The sequence below is a fragment of the Anaerostipes caccae L1-92 genome (assembly GCF_014467075.1).
Taxonomy (GTDB): domain Bacteria; phylum Bacillota; class Clostridia; order Lachnospirales; family Lachnospiraceae; genus Anaerostipes; species Anaerostipes caccae.
This window is the reverse complement of the sequence record NZ_AP023027.1, coordinates 2,093,619-2,110,923: the sequence shown is the minus strand read 5'-3', so window position 1 is coordinate 2,110,923 and position 17,305 is coordinate 2,093,619. Positions and strand designations below refer to the sequence as shown.

Genomic DNA, 17,305 nt, shown 5'->3' with positions numbered 1-17,305 from the left:
ATACATAGACGGAGGATTGAGGACATGATGAAAGGCAGAATCCTGCTGCTGGAAGACGATGAGAGCCTGAGACGCGGCATATGCTTTAAATTAGAAAAAGAAGGATATGAGGTCCTGGCCTGTGCGGGGATTCAGGAAGGCATGAGACTATGGAATAACAGTGAGATTGATCTGGTCATCTGTGATATAACGCTGGAAGACGGAAGTGGATTGGATTTCTGCAGAGAAATACGCAGGATCAGCAATGTGCGTTTCATGTTCCTGACTGCCATGGATCAGGAGATCGACATTGTCATGGGATATGAGGCGGGGGCGGATGACTATGTGGTAAAACCATTCAGTCTTGCCGTTCTCATCTCGAAGATACACGCGGTATTTGCCCGGATGGATGTAAAAGAGGAAAAGATAGAATCCGGGAAAGTCTGTGTCCATAAGACAGAGATGAAGGTCATGGTATCGGGAGAAGAGAGAAGCCTTACCAAAAATGAATGGAAACTGCTGCTTTTGTTTATCTCCCATCCAAGGCAGGTGTTTTCCAAAGGCCAGCTTTTAGAGCAGATGTTTGACATGGACGGCGAGTTTGCCGATGAAAACACGGTAGCAGTCAACATCAGAAGGCTCAGGGAAAAGATTGAGCCAGATCCGTCCAAACCGGAGTATATTAAAAATATACGGGGGATCGGATATTTATGGGATAAGGAGTGTACCGGAAATTGATTGGAAAGAGGGAAAAGATCGGCTGGGTCAGATTTTCTGTCTGTACAGCAGCTATTTTCTTATGTATCTTTGGATATGGATTATTTTCAGAAAACAGAAAGCTGATCCGGGAAGAAAAGCAGCAGCTGGAAACGGCAGGAATGATGGAAGATGGAAAGACTCAGGAAGAGATATTGTATCATATCTTTCAGGGAGAAGAAGAAAAAGCACTGCAGAAAAAGGGAAGACAGGTTTATGCCAGGGCAGGTTTTGAAGAAGAGATGAAAGCAAGGTATCAAAGCCGCATGGTGCAGTACATCGTCCGTTCCGGAGGAGTTTTTTTAGGTGCGTACCTTTTGATCACAGCGGCTGCATATATCCGAATGAGAGAGGCCGTCAGAAGAAAAGAGCAGGAATTCGAACAATTCGGGAGCGTCATTGAACAATTTTATACAGGACATTATCAGGTCGCTTATCGTGAGGAAGAGGGGATGAAAAGCAGACTGTTCAGCAGGCTCAACTCCCTTGGAAAACGTTTGGAAGTGCAGGAGAAGAAAATCCAGGACGAAAAGGAAACCACAAAGTCCCTGGTAACTGACATATCCCATCAGCTGAAAACACCTGTGGCATCCCTGAAAATGTGTCTGGAGCTTTTAGCGGAAGAAGATCTGTCAAAGGAAGAGGAGAAAGAGTTTCTCGGACAGGCAGTGGGGCAGACCCAGCGCCTGGACAGTCTCACAAAAGCCCTTATTAATATTTCCAGAATGGAAACAGGCATGATCTCAGTGAAAAAGATTCAGGCACCTATCATGGATACCATCGCACAGGCGGTCAGCAGCGTGTATGTGAAGGCCCAGGAGAAGAATATCGAGATAGAAGTGGTGAAAAACAGCGATGAGGCTGCGGATATGGCAATCCCCCATGATCCCCACTGGACCAGAGAAGCGATTGCAAATATTTTGGAAAATGCAGTGAAGTACAGCGGAAGGGATACGTGTATCCAGATCCGCATGATGAAACGGACCAGTTTTTTGAGGATAGAAATTGAGGATCAGGGGATCGGAATTGACAGCAGAGACTATACCAAGATTTTTCAGCGGTTCTATCGGGGAACAGCGCCGCAGGTAAAAGAGGCGGATGGATCCGGAGTCGGTCTTTATCTTACCAGAAGTATCCTGGAGGCACAGGGAGGGTCTGTTTCTGTTTCTGCGGGGAAGCAGGGAAGTATTTTTACGATACATGTAAGTCTTACAGATTTGTAAGGCTTTTTCTTTTGGATTGAAAGATGAATGTAAGAGGAGGCATTTATCATAGACAGTAAGAACAGGAGGTATGAAAAAATGCAGAATACAGTTATTCTAGAGACAAAGGATTTATGTAAATATTATGGCAGCGGAGAAAATGAGGTGCGTGCTATCGACCACACATCCCTCCAAATCTATCAGGGTGAATTTGCTGCGATTGTAGGAAAGAGCGGTTCGGGAAAAAGTACACTTCTTCATATGCTTGGAGGACTGGACTGCCCTACAAAAGGAAAGATCCTGATCGGAGATAAGGACATCAGCTGTATGAAGGAAGAAGAGGTAGCTGTTTTCCGGAGAAGAAAGATCGGATTTATCTTTCAGTCCTTTAACTTGATTTCTTCCCTGAATGTGTGGGAAAACATCGTTCTTCCCATTGGGCTGGATGGAAGAAACGTGAATGAGGCATTCGTGAATGAGATTTTGTGTACACTGGGTATCGAAGAGAAGAAGCACAATCTTCCCAATACGCTTTCCGGCGGCCAGCAGCAGAGAGTTGCCATTGCCAGAGCGATTGCGTCAAAGCCTGATATCATACTGGCGGACGAACCGACCGGAAATCTGGACACAAAGACCGGGGATGAGGTAATTTCCCTCTTAAAAATGACGGCCAGGAAATATGGACAGACATTGGTTATGATTACCCATGATGAGGAGATTGCACAGATGGCTGACCGTATTATCCTGATCGAAGACGGCAAGGTGGTGGATTAAATGAAAGCAGTCACACAGTTGTCGAAAAAGAATTTAACGCAGACCAGAAGCAGAAGTATCCTCATCGGGATTTCCATTATGCTGACGACGGCTCTCTTAACGATCATCGGTTTAAGCTGCAATGGAATAATGAAAATGAACAGTCACAACAGCTCTGTCCTCTATGGAGATTTTCATGCCGCATTTACCGGAATCAGTGAAGAAAAGAAGCAGGAAATTTCCGTCAGAGGCGAGATTGAAAAGACAGGCTCCATGTCCTCTGTAGCCACGGTTGAGCTGGGGAAAGCCAGCGGCGTACTTTCCTACTATGACCAGAATGCCCGGGCAATGTCGAACTTAAAGATGACCGGCCAGAGCAGAATTCCCACCGGGGAAAATGAGATCATGGTTCAGAAATCATTTTTTAAGAAGCTGATGAAAAAGAAACCTAAGATAGGAGACACGGTCACAGTTCCTTACCGGATCAATGGGGAAGGAACCGTACTGAGAAAAAAATTCACAATTACCGGCTTTCTGCCTGACAGTGAAATGAATGATCTGAAGCAGGCATACGGGGCCGTAGTATCAAAAGAATTTTTTGAAAAGGCTGTCCCTGTGGAACAAAGATCCTATACGCTCTGTGTAAAGATGAAGAAGGCAGACAAAGTCACAGAAAACGGGCTGAAGGAAAGTATCAATCAGCTGGCAGAGAAACTTTCCATCCCTGAAAAAAATGTTTCTCTCAATACGATTTTTATTATGTGGGATACGGACCCGGGGGCAGAAACCGTGGCTGCGGGAGTATTTATTGCGGCGGTTGTCATCTTATTCAGCATCGTTGTGATCTACAATATTTTCTATGTCGGTATGATACAGAAAGTACAGGAATACGGGAAACTGCGGGCCATAGGAATGACGAAGAAGCAGATGAAACAGATGATCTTCCGGGAAGGCATGATATTGTCCGGCATCAGTATACCTGTTGGACTGATTGTGGGTTATTTTGGAACAGATCTGTTTTTTACGAAGATTGCCGGGTTCAGCAGTGTAAACGAGTCCATCAACGAAGCGATCGCAAATACTCAGCTGTTCAGCATACCTGTTTTGGCCGGAGCAGGGATCCTTTCGCTGATTACCGTCTGTCTTTCCGTGAAACGGCCGATGCAGATTGCAGCCAAAGTGTCTCCGGTGGAAGCGGTGCGGTATCAGGAAAACACCGGGAAAAAGAAACAGAAGAGGAAAGGATGCAGGCAGGTAAAGCTGATCGGTCTTACCAGGGCAAATTTGTCAAGCAACCGGAAACGGACATTGATGACCATCCTTACTATGGGGCTGAGCTGTGTAATGTTCGTCACCATCGCTAATCTGTGCGGCAATATGGATCCGGCCTATGAGGCTAAAAAAGATGTGAAAAAAGGGGACTTTTATCTGACACTGGATACGAAACTGGATGATAAAACCTATCCGGAGAAAAATCTGAACCGGGTCCAGGAACAGGGACTCATGAATGCTTCGGTAGTAGAGAAGATCAAAAAGATCGATGGTGTTACAAGAGTAGAAACTGGTAAATGGGCCGCAGTAAAAGTCCGTGGTAACGAAGAAGAAGGAACTTCAGTCATTCAGATCTTATCCAAAAAGGATTTTAATGCTTTTGTAAAAAGCGGATTAGAGCGCGGCAGTGCGGACTATGAGCAATTAGTAAAAGAAAGCGGAACCGTCTATCTTTGGGATCACTTCTTCGATGAAAATGGCTATCACATCGGAGACAAGATATCTATGGATCTGCTGGACGGAGAGAGAAAAGTGCCGCTTACTTTAAAAATCACCGGTTCTGCAAATGCACATTTGGAAGCCAGCTGGGCTATGACAGAGGAGACATTTAAGAAACTCCGCGTGAAAGGGAATCTGACCAGCGAAATTTATATTTCCTGCCTTCCGGAAAAAAAGACGGCAGTGGAAAAACAGCTGAGGAATCTGACAGGAGGCAGCGAGTTTTATGACCTGCTCTCTTACGATGATGCATACCGCACTGCGCAGCTTGGCATCGGGCTTCTCAGGGACTCTTTATATGCCCTGCTGTTTGTCATTGGGATCATTGGATTCATGAATATGGCCAATACACTGATCACAAGCATTGTTACCCGGAAAAAAGAACTGGGAATCCTGCAGGCATTGGGTATGACCAATCGGCAGCTGGCCAGAATGCTCCAGATGGAAGGGCTGATTTTTACGGCGGGGACTCTGCTGATATCGCTTACCTTTGGAAATGCCGCCGGATACATGCTGTTCCTGAAATGTAAGGATACCGGAATGATCGGTATCAATGACTATCATTTTCCTATGGCCGAGATCCTTGTGATGGCAGGCATTCTTCTGATGCTGCAGATTCTTTTGTCCGCATTTATGAGCAGAAAACTGCAGAAGGATTCTCTTGTTGAAAGGATCAGATACGAAGAATAATTTATGAAATAAAAAATTTCCGAATACTTTTTAAAAGTATCCGGAAATTTTTTTAAAGTATCATATTTCTCAGCATTTCAAGTCTCTGCTTTTCCTGACCGGTCATAGTTTCCGAGAGAGCGTCGATGATGATGCCGGTTTCTTCGTTGGTAAATGCGATGCCCTGTTCTGCCAGGCGGCTGGAGGCCGCCATAAGATCAGGCAGGATGTCTTCCAGGTTTTTGCCCCGGCATTGGTTCACGAGAAGTTCCATGATTTCTATTTTCTTTGGGTCGATGCTCTGGACCGCGCGGTTCATTTTCCATTGTTCATTCATGCGGGATACCTCACTTTTTCAGAATTTGATTGATTTGATTTAACAGGTCACTGTTGGGTGCATTTGCTGCTTCCTGCTTTTCAGGCTGAGACTGGGACATAAACAGCGGCATTAGTTTTGCCATCATGTCTGAATCGGCTGAAGAATTGCCGGGCGAAGCATTGGCATTTGGATTTGCCTGCAGAAAATCCTGATAGGACTGGTACATTTTTGCCATTTTCATCATCTGGAGTATCTGATCGATTTGTTTTGAGGTTTCCTTGGGGGCCCGCATTCTCATCGCGGTAAGCATCATTTCCAGAGAAGCATTGTTCTGGTCCAGTCCGCATGCGGAGAGAGTATCCTCATCGTCAAAGTCTTCCATGATGTTTTGCAGTTCATGGAGTTTGATGTAAAGAGCTGCAGATTTTTTCAGAGTGGGAGGGAGATAAGGGAGCGCGTCTTCCAGCATATTGGACGAGTCGTCACGGAAAAAGTGCTCCCAGTGGGTTTGTTTTTGATCCATTTTGTCACAACCTTAGGTTTCATTCTCATATCCTATATTATTAGGAGGTGAAGAAAATTATGAGTGAAATTTTTGTAGAAGAAGAAAATACCGTTTACGAACTGGATGAGGAATGTCTCAGAAGAAAAGGAGAAATGGGATTTTCAGGACAGAGAAATGGAATCATGAAAAAGCAGAGTATGGAAGGCGGAAGCATACTGATTTTGATCGCTGCCCTTTTATGCTGTTTTAAATAATAGATATTTCAGTGTCCGGAGGATCATTTCCGGACACTTTTTATTTTACGGCACGCAAAAAGGGCAGCAGGTTTGTTACCCGCTGCCCTTGGTTTATCAGGACATATCAGATTAGCATCCGCATCCGCAGCCACTGCCGCCGCCGAATCCGCCTCCGCAGCAGCACAGTAAGATGATGATCCAAAGGATAGAATCACATCCGCATCCGTCTCCTCCTCCGAATCCGCCGTCGCCTCCGCAGCAGCATAATAAGAGAATAAGAAGAAGACAGTTGTTTCCTCCGAATCCTGAATTGCATGATGTTCCGCAACCTGTTGCAGCTAAATCACTCATGTTGTTTCCTCCTTGATTATATTTACAGTTTATATTATTCGGTCTCTTCCAATGTGTGCCGAAAAAAGAAAATCTTTTTATTTGCCTGCTGCTTTTCTGGGGGAAAACGGGGTTTAAAGAATTGTAAACCAAATGTAACAAACGTAATGAGAAGGTATGTTATACTCTAACAATGAGATACAAGCAGGGGAAAGGAGAGAGTATGAGGTATTTTAAAAGATGGGCAGCATGGCTGATGTCGGCGGTTCTTTTGGGAACATCGGCTCCCGCTGCGGTCAGCGCGGCTTCCGGCAAAGACCAGGTGACAGAGATGAAAAAGCTGCTTTCCGGCAGACAGGAAGCAGGATATGAGGAGGGAGAAGCACTGGTCATGTACCGGACGACGGCATCAGGGCAAAAGGGCAGATCCGCTCCTTTTTCCTCCGGAATAAAGGTTAAGCAGGCCTGGAACTTTTCGGCGGATACCAAAAAGAAGACGAGGAGCGCTTCTCAGAATTCCGCAGTTTCCATTGCCAGAGTGACTTCACAAAAGAGCACGGAGGATCTGGTCAGACAGCTGAAGAAGGATCCGCAGGTGATTGCCGCACAGCCCAATTATAAGATTAGGATTTTGGGAGGCAGCGATCCCTATTTTGACTTTCAGTGGGCAAATAAAAACAGCGGTCAGAATGGAGGCAGTACAGGGAAGGATGTCGGCTATGATCAGTTTTATGACAAGACATCCGGGTCCAAAGGCAAAGAAACGGTTGTGGCGGTAGTTGACACAGGAATTGACCTTGAACATGAGGATCTCAGAGACAGGCTGTGGACAAACAGGTCAGATGTGCTCTACGGCAGACATGGCTATGATTTTGTCAACCATGATGCAGATCCTTCCGATGATTACGGTCACGGAACCCACTGTGCCGGTATTATTGCGGCTCAGGCAGGCAACGGCAGGGGCGTTGCGGGTATCAGCCAGAGCAGCGATGTTAAGCTGATGGCACTGAAGGTGCTGGACGAAGACGGAGACGGTGAATTATCTGACGTGATCGATGCCTATTATTACATCTATAAGCAGCAGATGGAAGGTGTCAATGTGGCGGCTATAAACAATTCCTGGGGAATCGATGAGGCTGACGAACAGGAATTGATGAAATATTTGATCGAACTTGTAGGAAAGAAAGGGGCGGTGACAGTCTGTGCCGCCGGAAACGACAGTGAGGACAATGAAGGGAACGCATCCATTCCGGCAGGCATTGACAGCGATTATGTGATATCGGTTGCGGCATCCAATGAGAAAGACGGACTGGCGTCCTATTCAAACTATGGGAAAGAGTCTGTACATATGGCCGCGCCGGGAAATCAGATTTTGTCTACGGTCAATGAAGACTGTTTTAATCCTTCGATTTACAGTGACGGGGAGAGAAATTCAAACTGCCAGTTTTATAAAAACTATAATGACGGTGATGTCTCAGAGATTAAGACAGAGGGATCAGGCAGCATCGGAAAAGGTACGGTGGCGGTTTCTGAGGACAGTGACTATTTTGGAAAAGAATCTGCCGGAAAGTCAGCGAAGATTTCAGTGAAGAATGCAGAGCCCGGAGATATCTATACGGTATATCTTCCTTATGACAGCGCCAAGGGCAGCACAGATTCCTATTTGAGCACGATGCTCAAGGCTTCCAGCAGTCTGGCAGTGGAAGACGGGGCCGGACTGGTCATGGCAAAGGACTATAAGCTGGATGAAGAAGGTCAGATCGAAGATCCTCTGACGTCGGAAGATGTCACCATAAACATGATAACGGGTACGATCCCTATGATGGCAGCCAACGGCGAGTCGGATGTATGGGGACATCTGTCCTATCCAACCCGCAGCACAACAAAGAATGAAAAGCGTGCGGTTGGTATTTCACTGGTAGTATTAGAGAAGCAGGATTTTACGATCCGTCTGGATGACACTGCAGTCAGCAAGGCAGGTGTATTAAGCCGGGATTTCGGGAAATACGATTTTTCCAGCGGGACATCCATGGCTGCCCCTCTGGTGAGCGGTGCGGTGGCAAACACTTCCTGGTACTATGGGAAGAAGGATGCACTCTCCAACAGGGAGACAGTCCTTGGAATGACAAGAACAGTGAAGGATCTGCCCGTGATTACCAGGGGAGTTCTGGACGGCAGGAAGCTGTCTGATCAGAATGCAATCCTCACCGGCGCAGCAGTTTCCGGGGGCAGAGTCGTTCTCTCAGGGAAAGGATTCGGAACTGGAGGTACTGTAAAGGTCAACGGTAAGGCAGAAAAGGCAGTATCCTGGAGTGATACAAAGATCGTTCTGGAAAACAGACAGTTAGTAAACCGGGTGGGCGAAGTCGAGATCCTGACCGGCAGCGGAAAATCTGTCACTGGTTCATTTTATTTTATAAAAGGTAAAAACGGGCCGAAAAAAGTCTTTTCAGCCGAGGATATTACAGACGGCGGGGGTGCAGTCTCCGACGGCAGGAAGATGTATTATCTGGACAAAGAGCTGAATCTTTATGTGATGGATGAGGAGGAACAGGAATTTTCCAGAATATCCTCTATGGCACGGGAGAAAGCATTTGCAGGCATAAAGAAGGGAGAACTGGACCGGTCAGATCTCAGTCTGGATTCAGCACCGGTCTACTGTGACAGGGCTGTCTATGCGATAGCCGAGGCGGATTTGGGATATGAGACAAAAAGATCTCTTGTGAGCTACTCATTTCAGACGAAATCGTGGTCGAGAGTTGACTCCTATGTGACGAAAACAGGCGGGGCCAAACTGGAGGGATCAGCTCTGACCGCCTACAATGGGAAGATTTATGTGATCGGAGGCCGGAATAAAAAGACCGGAGCTATGGAAAAGAGTGTCTTTTGTTACGACAAGGAGAAAAAACAGTGGTCCAAAGCCCCGGGACTTCCGGAAGGGCGCTGCCAGAGTGTGGCCGTCCAGTCGGGAAATCAGCTGATCCTTACCCTGGGCAGCAGCGGAAAGAAAGGGGAGATTCCAAAGAATCTTGTTTACAGCGATAAGAGCAGGAAATGGGTGAAAAAATCAGCTTCTCTGATACCAAAAAATAAGGGCGAAGAGATCTATACGGCCATTGTGGGCGTATGCAGAGATGGTCTGGCCTACGTGGGGCTTAATACAGACGGCTGCGGAAATGTGTTCCGGTATTCTGTTTCCAAAGATCGTTTTGAAGCCATGGACTATCAGGCAGCCTTTAAAGAAGATCTCATAGGAACCACTGTTGGCTCAAGGTTTCTCTTCATGCCTGTGACGGAGCAGGAAGATTTCGATTATAAAAATTTAAACAGGAAGAAGACATCGGTTCAGGCCAAAGCACAGAGCGATGTAGACGACGAGGATTATGACGACAGCTGTACGGTGTATTCTTATCCTGTAACTTCCGGGCTTGTGACGGTAAAAGCAAAAACTAAGCATGGAACTATCTCCGGAAAAGGAGGATACCTGCCGGGGCAGAAGGTAACGGTAAAGCCGAAGGCCGCAAAATATTACTGCTATAAGCCTTCCACTATGAAAGCAGCAGGCAAAAAGGTGAAAGGTAGCAGCTATTCCTTCCGCATCACGGGAAATGTAACCGTGTCCGCAGTATTTAAAAAGACTGTGGTGAAACTGAATAAGAAAAAACTGACTCTCAAAGCCGGAGATAAATACCGTCTCAAAGCAAAAGTAAAGACAGTTGGCAAAAAGAAGTCGGTTACATGGAAGACGAGTAAGAGCAAATACGCCACGGTTTCTAAAAAGGGCGTAGTAAAGGCGAAGAAGGCGGGCAGAGGAAAGACGGTTACGATCTATGCCAAGGCAAAGGATGGTTCCCGGTCCTATGCTAAAATCAAAGTAAAAATCCGATAACAATATAAAAAAGATCCCTGTGTTTCGCGCGATAAGGTATAATAAGAGACGCAGGGATTTTGTCTGTGCTTTTTCAAAAATTATGATCAGGAGGAATGTTTATGTTTAAAGACATATTACATAATGTACAAAAGCATCCGTCTCTTGTCCATTGTATGACAAACTATGTGACGGTCAATGATGTGGCCAATATTGTGCTGGCATCCGGCGGTTCGCCGATCATGGCGGATGACAAGGGTGAGGTGGAGGAGATCACGAGTATCTGTACCTCACTTGTGATCAATATCGGGACGCTGAACGCGAGGACCGTTGAGGCGATGGTGCTGGCAGGGAAGAAAGCCAATGAGCTGGGTCATCCGGTGATCCTTGATCCGGTGGGAGCAGGCGCATCCTCTATGAGAACGGAGACTGTTAAGAGACTGTTAAGAGAGGTTCGCTTCAGCGTGATCCGGGGAAATATTTCCGAGATCAAGACGGTATTTGAAGGCAGCGGTGCTACGCTTGGTGTGGACGCCAGCGAAGCAGATGCCGTGACGGAAGAAAACCTTTGGAAAGCAGCGGATATGGCAAAGTGTCTGTCTGCACAGACCGGTGCAGTCATTGTGATCACAGGAGCCATTGACATAGTAGCCGACGAGCACAAGGTTTTTGTTTTAAGAAACGGCAATCCGATGATGGCAAAGATCACCGGAACCGGATGTATGCTTGACGGAGTCGTCGCCGGATTTGTGGGGTCCAATCAGGACAGGGTTCTGGAAGCAGCAGCGGCAGCAGTGTGTGCCATGGGATACTGCGGGGAGAAGGCCAGGACAAAATGCGAAGGAACTTCTTCTCTGAGGATGCATCTGATCGACGCCATGAGCAGCCTGACGGCAGAGGAATTAGAAAGGGGTGCAAAGGTTGAGAGTAGAATCTGAGGCAATGACCCTCTATGCGGTGACAGATTCCGCATGGACAGGCGGGCAGACATTGATGGAACAGGTGAAAGATGCACTGGACGGAGGTATAACATTCCTCCAGCTCAGGGAGAAGGATTTGGAGTATGATGCGTTCTTACAGGAAGCAATAGAGATGGCAAAGCTGTCCAGGAAGTACGGGGTGCCGTTTGTTATCAATGACGAGGTGGAGATTGCCCTTAAATGCGGAGCAGACGGTGTTCATGTGGGGCAGGAGGATATGGCATGCCGGAATGCCAGAGATATTCTGGGGCCGGATAAGATCATAGGAGTATCGGTCCACAATGTAAAAGAGGCATTAAAGGCACAGGCCGACGGAGCAGATTATCTGGGCCTTGGAGCCGTGAAAGCCACGCCCACAAAGACCGATGCCAGGGTGGTGGAGTTCGAAGAGATAAAAAAGGTATGCGATGCAGTGAACATACCGGTCGTAGCCATCGGAGGGATCAAAAAGGATAACATGATGGAACTGAAAGGCAGCCATGTGGACGGGATCGCAGTGGTCTCTGCCATTTTCGGAGCCGAGAACATTAGAAAAGAGACGGAAGAATTGCGAAAGAAAGCAGAGGAGTTGAGAATACGATGAAGACAGTATTGACCATTGCGGGATCTGACTGCAGCGGCGGGGCAGGGATTCAGGCTGATCTAAAAACCATGGCCGCCCACGGTGTGTACGGCATGTCGGCCATTGCGGCGCTGACGGCACAAAACACCACAGGGGTTGCGGGAATCTATCATGTATCCAGAGATTTTCTGGAACAGCAGCTGGACTGTATTTTTACGGACATTTATCCGGATGCGGTGAAGATCGGTATGGTTTCGGAAAAAGAACTAATCGAGGGAATTGCCGGAAAACTGAAACAGTATGGTGCAAAAAATATTGTCCTGGACCCGGTTATGGTGTCTACCAGCGGCAGCAGGCTGTTAAGCGGGGATGCCATCGGGACCTTAAAGGAGGTGCTGTTTCCGCTGGCTGATATCATTACGCCCAATGTGCCGGAAGCGGAAGTGCTCTCTGGAGTCAGTATAAGGACAAAAGAGGATATGGAAGAAGCCGCGTCAAAGATCGGAGAATATTTTGACGGATATATCCTGATGAAAGGCGGACACTCGGTGGAAGATGCAAACGATTATCTTTTTTATCACGGAAAGAAAAAGATGTTCCGCGGCACGAGGGTGGAAAATGAAAATACCCATGGGACAGGCTGTACGCTCTCATCTGCTATTGCTTCCAATCTGGCAATGGGATGTGATATGGAGACGAGCATTCAGAATGGAAAAGAGTATATTACCGGCGCACTGCTTGACGGGCTGGACCTGGGAAAAGGCAGCGGTCCTTTGAATCATATGTATCGGTTGAAATAGATTTTTTATCTAAAACAGATCAAAAAACTGCTGCTTCATGACAAACGAATAAAGTCATGGAGCAGCAGTTTTTAAAGTCTACTCGTGATTCATGCACAATTTTGCGCGTTTGATATCAGGAACCGCAGTTAAAATAGGAAGCAGGATCGCTGCGACGACCAGGCCGGAGCATCCCTGTACCGCATTGGAAGGAACGCTTAAAAGTGCCGGTCCCACGCCCTCAGTGATATAAGAATGAATAAAATAGCCGGTTACCACAAAAAAGATATCTGCCAGCCCGCAGGGAATCATGGCAATGAGTTCTTTAACTCCGTGGTTTGTCAATATTTTGTAAAGGGTTGCTGCAGTCAATGCTACTAGGAATTTGACAATAAAAGTCGTGGGAGCATAGTAAGCATAGCCGGAGAAAATGTCGGCAAAGGCGGAGCCGATACCGGCGGCCAGGGAACCGTACTTTTTCCCTAAGATCACACCGCTCAAAATAACGAAGGCGTCCCCCAGATGGATATATCCGTGAGTGGCAGGGGTGGGAATCTGGATAACCATGGTTCCCACGCAGCAGAGTGCGGTAAACAGAGCAGTATATACAAGTTTTTTTGTTTGATTCATAACATCAGTCCTCCTCTTGCGAAATCATATCGATTATTTTCATTTATCTTAATACAATATGTGGCATCTTTTAAAATGCCAGTTATAATGTTTTTGATGGTGCCAGACTGTTTTTCTTTCCTAAAACATGATCTTATGATATAATCTCCTAAAAAGATTCAGGAGGAAAGTATGATTAATTTGTATGAAAAAGGTGCTTATTTAGTGAACGGCACCGAATTGGTAGATGAAGATAACACAGAAAAATTAGCACAGCTTACAGGGTCTGCACTGTCAAAAGAAGAAGCCAGACAGAATACCATTGCATATGGAATCCTCAGCGATCACAATACATCCGGAAACATGGACAAGCTGATGATTAAATTTGATACATTGACTTCCCACGATATTACATTTGTAGGGATCATACAGACGGCGAGAGCGTCAGGGATCGAGAAATTCTCGGTTCCTTATGTGCTCACTAACTGCCATAACAGCCTCTGTGCCGTGGGCGGGACGATCAACGAAGATGACCACATGTTTGGGCTGACTGCAGCAAAGCGCTACGGCGGCATGTATGTGCCTCCTCATCAGGCTGTCATCCACCAGTTTGCCAGGGAGATGCTGGCCGGAGGCGGGAAAATGATTCTCGGGTCCGACAGCCATACCCGCTACGGAGCACTGGGAACAATGGCCATGGGCGAGGGAGGACCGGAGCTGGTAAAACAGCTTCTGAACCGTACTTATGACATTAATATGCCTTCCGTGGTAGGTGTTTACCTCACCGGGAAACCTGAAAAAGGGGTAGGCCCTCAGGACGTGGCTCTGGCCATTATCGGAGCCGTGTTTGAATGCGGATATGTTAACAATAAGGTGATGGAGTTTGTAGGACCGGGTGTGGCAAACCTGTCTGCCGATTTCCGGATCGGCATCGACGTTATGACCACAGAGACTACCTGTCTTTCTTCTATATGGAAGACCGATGACACGATCAAAGAATTTTACGAGATACACGGAAGAGAAAAAGATTACAAAGAATTAAATCCGGGAGCAGTCGCATACTACGACGGAATGGTGGAAGTGGATCTGTCAAAGATCAAGCCGATGATCGCCATGCCGTTCCACCCGAGCAACACCTATACAATAGAAGAAGTCAATGCAAATCTTAAGGATGTCCTGGCAGAAGTTGAAAAACGTGCTTTGGTCAGCCTTGACGGAGCCGTAGACTACTCTCTTCAGGATAAGATCAAAGACGGAAAGCTGTATGTGGATCAGGGGATCATCGCTGGATGTGCAGGAGGCGGATATGAGAATATCTGTGAGGCAGCCAATATCTTAAAGGGTGCCAGCATCGGCTCCGATGAATTCACCCTGAGCGTTTACCCGGCAAGTACGCCTGTATTCATGGAACTTGTAAAGAACGGGGCAGTGGCAGACCTGATGGCTACAGGCGCAGTTGTGAAGACGGCCTTCTGCGGACCGTGTTTTGGAGCAGGGGATACACCGGCCAACAATGCGTTCAGTATCCGCCACTCTACAAGAAACTTCCCGAACAGAGAAGGCTCCAAGCTGCAGAGCGGACAGATCGCATCAGTTGCACTGATGGATGCAAGATCGATCGCAGCCACTGCGGCAAACAAAGGTTACCTGACTCCGGCGACAGACATTGATACAGACTTCAGCGTGCCGAAGTATTTCTTTGACAAGACGATCTACGAAAACCGTGTCTTTGACAGCAAAGGTGTGGCAGATCCTTCCGTGGAAGTACAGTTCGGGCCGAACATCAAGGACTGGCCGGAGATGTCTGCACTTCCGGAGAATCTGGTATTGAAGGTCGTGTCTGAGATCCATGACCCAGTGACAACCACGGATGAACTGATCCCGTCAGGGGAGACTTCTTCTTACCGCTCTAATCCACTCGGACTCGCAGAGTTTACACTGTCCAGGAAAGATCCGGCCTATGTGGGACTCGCAAAGGAGATCCAGAAAGCACAGAAAGCCATAGAGGCGGGGAACTGTCCTCTGGATGCCGTGGAAGAATTAAAATCTGTGATGGAAGCGGTTCATACGAAGTATCCGGAAGCCGGCGAAGGAAATATCGGCGTCGGAAGCACGATATTTGCAGTGAAGCCCGGTGACGGCTCTGCCAGAGAACAGGCGGCTTCCTGCCAGAAAGTCCTGGGAGGATGGGCGAATATCGCCAACGGATATGCAACAAAGCGCTACCGTTCCAATCTGATCAACTGGGGCATGTTGCCGCTTACGATCGAAGAAGGAGAACTTCCGTTTAAGAATAAAGACTTCTTATTCCTGCCTGGTATCAGAAAGGCAGTAGAGAACAAAGACAGCAGGATCAGGGCTTTTGTTGTGGAAGACGGAGGACTCAGGGAGTTTGCTCTGACTCTGGGGGAACTCACCGATGACGAAAGAGAGATCATCCTGAAGGGATGCCTGATCAATTACTATAAAGAGGAGAACTGAGGAGCAGTATAAATGGTCGGAACTATTTGGGCGCTGATACCGCCTGTCATTGCCATTGGACTGGCATTGATCACAAAAGAAGTTTACCTTTCCCTGATGGTGGGGATCGCCTCCGGGGCTTTGATGTTTGAACATTTTCAGCCTGTGGAAGCGATGAATACCATATTTGAAATCATGACCGGAAAGATCGGGAGCAACTGTGATATCCTGATCTTTCTCGTGATGCTCGGTATCCTGGTGGCCCTGATTACAAAATCAGGTGCCTCCAGGGCATACGGAAAATGGGCGCTGAAGGCAATCAAATCAAAGAGACAGGCTATGTTTGCAACCTCTCTTCTGGGGACGGTTATTTTTGTGGACGATTACTTTAACTGTCTGACAGTGGGAACCGTCATGAAGCCTATCACAGACAAATATAAGATCACCAGGGCAAAGCTTGCCTATGTGATCGATGCCACCGCGGCTCCTATCTGTATTATCGCACCGATTTCCAGCTGGGCCGCTGCGGTGGGATCTTCCCTGCCTTCGGGCAGCAATATCGACGGATTTTCCCTGTTCGTAAAGGCAATTCCGTTTAATTACTATGCACTGCTGACACTTGTATTCCTTATATTTTTAATGATCCTGAATGCTGATTTTTCTAAGATGAAGCGGTATGAGGAGGAGAAAGGGAATGAGACACACGATCAAAAGCATGAGGCAGATGTTCCGGTCGTCGGAAAAGGACAGGTAAAGGACCTGATCCTTCCGATTCTGTTTCTGATTGCTTCCTGTATTGGATTTATGCTTTATACCGGAGGATTTTTTGAGGGAAAAGATATTATAACGGCATTGTCCGAATGCAGCAGCGGAAGAAGTCTTGTATTGGGGTCCTTTTCAACGCTGATCTTTACATTTCTTCTGTATATTCCGAGGAAGGTCGTGGCCTTCGTGGATTTCTGCGGGAGTTTCAGCCAGGGATTTAAGTCGATGACATCGGCCATCATGATTCTTTGCCTGGCATGGACTCTTTCCGGCATATGCGGAGAAGAGTATTTAAGGATCGGACAGTTTGTCAGCGGGATTATCAGCGGAAATACATCCGCAGCGGCTGTGCTTCCGGCCCTGTTTTTCCTGGCTGCTCTGGGCCTGTCCTTTGCCACGGGAACTTCCTGGGGAACATTTGGAATTCTGATTCCTATCTCCGTAGCTGTCGTGGGGAATGATATTTCTGCGCTGACGCTGCTGGTGGGGTCTGTTTTGTCCGGAGCCGTATGCGGAGACCACATTTCTCCGATCTCCGATACAACGATTCTGGCCTCTGCGGGAGCCGGATGCCGCCATATTGACCATGTTGCAACACAAATGCCTTATGCGCTTATTGTGGCAGTCTGCGCTGTAGTCGGATACCTGACGGCGGGAGCGTTGAATAACGGATTTTTAGGCCTGGCGGTTGCGGCCGGAGCCCTGGCTGTGGCCATGGCTTCCATCGTGTGGAATCTAAAAAAGAAGGCTTAGAGGTGATAAG

At 47.3% G+C, this 17,305-nt stretch carries 15 protein-coding genes; 11 read left to right on the top strand and 4 right to left on the bottom strand.

Features of this window, described 5'->3' with window-relative positions; genetic code table 11:
- The first annotated feature begins 24 nt into the window (after positions 1 to 24).
- The 4 genes from ANCC_RS10345 to ANCC_RS10330 all read left to right on the top strand — a co-directional run bounded on the left by ANCC_RS10345 (position 25) and on the right by ANCC_RS10330 (position 5,150).
- Complete coding sequence (locus tag ANCC_RS10345) at positions 25 to 717, top strand: response regulator transcription factor (protein WP_006566674.1); 693 nt, start codon at positions 25 to 27, stop codon at positions 715 to 717.
- Positions 714 to 1,958: a sensor histidine kinase gene (locus tag ANCC_RS10340; RefSeq protein WP_006566675.1), complete on the top strand. Its 1,245-nt coding sequence runs from the start codon at positions 714 to 716 to the stop codon at positions 1,956 to 1,958. The genes ANCC_RS10345 and ANCC_RS10340 overlap by 4 nt, the downstream gene beginning before the upstream one ends.
- Positions 1,959 to 2,036: 78 nt before the next feature.
- Positions 2,037 to 2,711 (top strand): ABC transporter ATP-binding protein, encoded by a 675-nt coding sequence (locus tag ANCC_RS10335; protein WP_006566676.1) that lies wholly within the window; start codon positions 2,037 to 2,039, stop codon positions 2,709 to 2,711.
- The gene (locus tag ANCC_RS10330; protein WP_006566677.1) at positions 2,712 to 5,150 is read left to right on the top strand and encodes an ABC transporter permease; all 2,439 of its coding nucleotides are present in this window, start codon (positions 2,712 to 2,714) and stop codon (positions 5,148 to 5,150) included. It abuts the gene before it with no gap.
- Positions 5,151 to 5,202: 52 nt separating this feature from the next.
- Here ANCC_RS10330 and ANCC_RS10325 read toward each other — a convergent pair whose 3' ends face one another.
- Together ANCC_RS10325 and ANCC_RS10320 are read right to left on the bottom strand one after the other, a co-directional pair.
- Positions 5,203 to 5,466, bottom strand: coding sequence for a hypothetical protein (locus ANCC_RS10325; RefSeq protein ID WP_006566678.1), 264 nt, complete (start codon positions 5,464 to 5,466; stop codon positions 5,203 to 5,205).
- Positions 5,467 to 5,476: 10 nt separating this feature from the next.
- Positions 5,477 to 5,971 (bottom strand): hypothetical protein, encoded by a 495-nt coding sequence (locus ANCC_RS10320; protein ID WP_006566679.1) that lies wholly within the window; start codon positions 5,969 to 5,971, stop codon positions 5,477 to 5,479.
- 59 nt (positions 5,972 to 6,030) lie between these two features.
- On the opposite strand from ANCC_RS10320, the gene ANCC_RS10315 reads away from it, so the two are divergent.
- Positions 6,031 to 6,207 carry a hypothetical protein gene (locus ANCC_RS10315; RefSeq protein ID WP_006566680.1) on the top strand — a complete coding sequence of 59 codons (177 nt, stop codon included), beginning with the start codon at positions 6,031 to 6,033 and terminating at the stop codon, positions 6,205 to 6,207.
- Positions 6,208 to 6,318: 111 nt separating this feature from the next.
- Here the strand turns inward: ANCC_RS10315 and ANCC_RS10310 are convergent, their stop codons facing one another.
- Positions 6,319 to 6,540 carry a hypothetical protein gene (locus tag ANCC_RS10310; RefSeq protein ID WP_006566681.1) on the bottom strand — a complete coding sequence of 74 codons (222 nt, stop codon included), beginning with the start codon at positions 6,538 to 6,540 and terminating at the stop codon, positions 6,319 to 6,321.
- A 202-nt stretch (positions 6,541 to 6,742) separates the two neighbouring features.
- On the opposite strand from ANCC_RS10310, the gene ANCC_RS10305 reads away from it, so the two are divergent.
- The 4 genes from ANCC_RS10305 to thiD all read left to right on the top strand — a co-directional run bounded on the left by ANCC_RS10305 (position 6,743) and on the right by thiD (position 12,729).
- Positions 6,743 to 10,408, top strand: coding sequence for a S8 family serine peptidase (locus ANCC_RS10305; RefSeq protein ID WP_022260784.1), 3,666 nt, complete (start codon positions 6,743 to 6,745; stop codon positions 10,406 to 10,408).
- Positions 10,409 to 10,503: 95 nt separating this feature from the next.
- Positions 10,504 to 11,325, top strand: a complete 822-nt coding sequence (thiM, locus tag ANCC_RS10300; protein WP_006566683.1) for a hydroxyethylthiazole kinase — start codon at positions 10,504 to 10,506, stop codon at positions 11,323 to 11,325.
- A 4-nt stretch (positions 11,326 to 11,329) separates the two neighbouring features.
- On the top strand, positions 11,330 to 11,950 hold the full coding sequence (thiE, locus tag ANCC_RS10295; RefSeq protein WP_006566684.1) for a thiamine phosphate synthase: 621 nt from the start codon (positions 11,330 to 11,332) through the stop codon (positions 11,948 to 11,950).
- Positions 11,947 to 12,729, top strand: coding sequence for a bifunctional hydroxymethylpyrimidine kinase/phosphomethylpyrimidine kinase (gene thiD, locus ANCC_RS10290; RefSeq protein WP_006566685.1), 783 nt, complete (start codon positions 11,947 to 11,949; stop codon positions 12,727 to 12,729). The genes thiE and thiD overlap by 4 nt, the downstream gene beginning before the upstream one ends.
- 78 nt (positions 12,730 to 12,807) lie before the next feature.
- On the opposite strand, the gene ANCC_RS10285 is transcribed toward thiD, so the two are convergent.
- Positions 12,808 to 13,338 carry an ECF transporter S component gene (locus tag ANCC_RS10285; RefSeq protein WP_006566686.1) on the bottom strand — a complete coding sequence of 177 codons (531 nt, stop codon included), beginning with the start codon at positions 13,336 to 13,338 and terminating at the stop codon, positions 12,808 to 12,810.
- A gap of 171 nt (positions 13,339 to 13,509) precedes the next feature.
- On the opposite strand from ANCC_RS10285, the gene ANCC_RS10280 reads away from it, so the two are divergent.
- Together ANCC_RS10280 and ANCC_RS10275 are read left to right on the top strand one after the other, a co-directional pair.
- On the top strand, positions 13,510 to 15,798 hold the full coding sequence (locus ANCC_RS10280; RefSeq protein WP_006566687.1) for a hydratase: 2,289 nt from the start codon (positions 13,510 to 13,512) through the stop codon (positions 15,796 to 15,798).
- A gap of 12 nt (positions 15,799 to 15,810) precedes the next feature.
- Positions 15,811 to 17,295 carry a Na+/H+ antiporter NhaC family protein gene (locus ANCC_RS10275; RefSeq protein ID WP_006566688.1) on the top strand — a complete coding sequence of 495 codons (1,485 nt, stop codon included), beginning with the start codon at positions 15,811 to 15,813 and terminating at the stop codon, positions 17,293 to 17,295.
- Positions 17,296 to 17,305: the final 10 nt, after the last annotated feature.

Excerpts from the sequence above, each read along its gene's own strand:
- ANCC_RS10275 (WP_006566688.1), top strand. The coding sequence starts at position 15,811 with ATGGTCGGAACTATTTGGGCGCTGATACCGCCTGTCATTGCCATTGGA.
- ANCC_RS10280 (WP_006566687.1), top strand. The coding sequence starts at position 13,510 with ATGATTAATTTGTATGAAAAAGGTGCTTATTTAGTGAACGGCACCGAA.
- ANCC_RS10285 (WP_006566686.1), bottom strand. The coding sequence starts at position 13,338 with ATGAATCAAACAAAAAAACTTGTATATACTGCTCTGTTTACCGCACTC.
- thiD (WP_006566685.1), top strand. The coding sequence starts at position 11,947 with ATGAAGACAGTATTGACCATTGCGGGATCTGACTGCAGCGGCGGGGCA.
- ANCC_RS10320 (WP_006566679.1), bottom strand. The coding sequence starts at position 5,971 with ATGGATCAAAAACAAACCCACTGGGAGCACTTTTTCCGTGACGACTCG.
- ANCC_RS10335 (WP_006566676.1), top strand. The coding sequence starts at position 2,037 with ATGCAGAATACAGTTATTCTAGAGACAAAGGATTTATGTAAATATTAT.
- ANCC_RS10310 (WP_006566681.1), bottom strand. The coding sequence starts at position 6,540 with ATGAGTGATTTAGCTGCAACAGGTTGCGGAACATCATGCAATTCAGGA.
- ANCC_RS10315 (WP_006566680.1), top strand. The coding sequence starts at position 6,031 with ATGAGTGAAATTTTTGTAGAAGAAGAAAATACCGTTTACGAACTGGAT.
- ANCC_RS10345 (WP_006566674.1), top strand. The coding sequence starts at position 25 with ATGATGAAAGGCAGAATCCTGCTGCTGGAAGACGATGAGAGCCTGAGA.
- ANCC_RS10305 (WP_022260784.1), top strand. The coding sequence starts at position 6,743 with ATGAGGTATTTTAAAAGATGGGCAGCATGGCTGATGTCGGCGGTTCTT.
- thiE (WP_006566684.1), top strand. The coding sequence starts at position 11,330 with ATGACCCTCTATGCGGTGACAGATTCCGCATGGACAGGCGGGCAGACA.
- thiM (WP_006566683.1), top strand. The coding sequence starts at position 10,504 with ATGTTTATGTTTAAAGACATATTACATAATGTACAAAAGCATCCGTCT.
- ANCC_RS10325 (WP_006566678.1), bottom strand. The coding sequence starts at position 5,466 with ATGAATGAACAATGGAAAATGAACCGCGCGGTCCAGAGCATCGACCCA.
- ANCC_RS10330 (WP_006566677.1), top strand. The coding sequence starts at position 2,712 with ATGAAAGCAGTCACACAGTTGTCGAAAAAGAATTTAACGCAGACCAGA.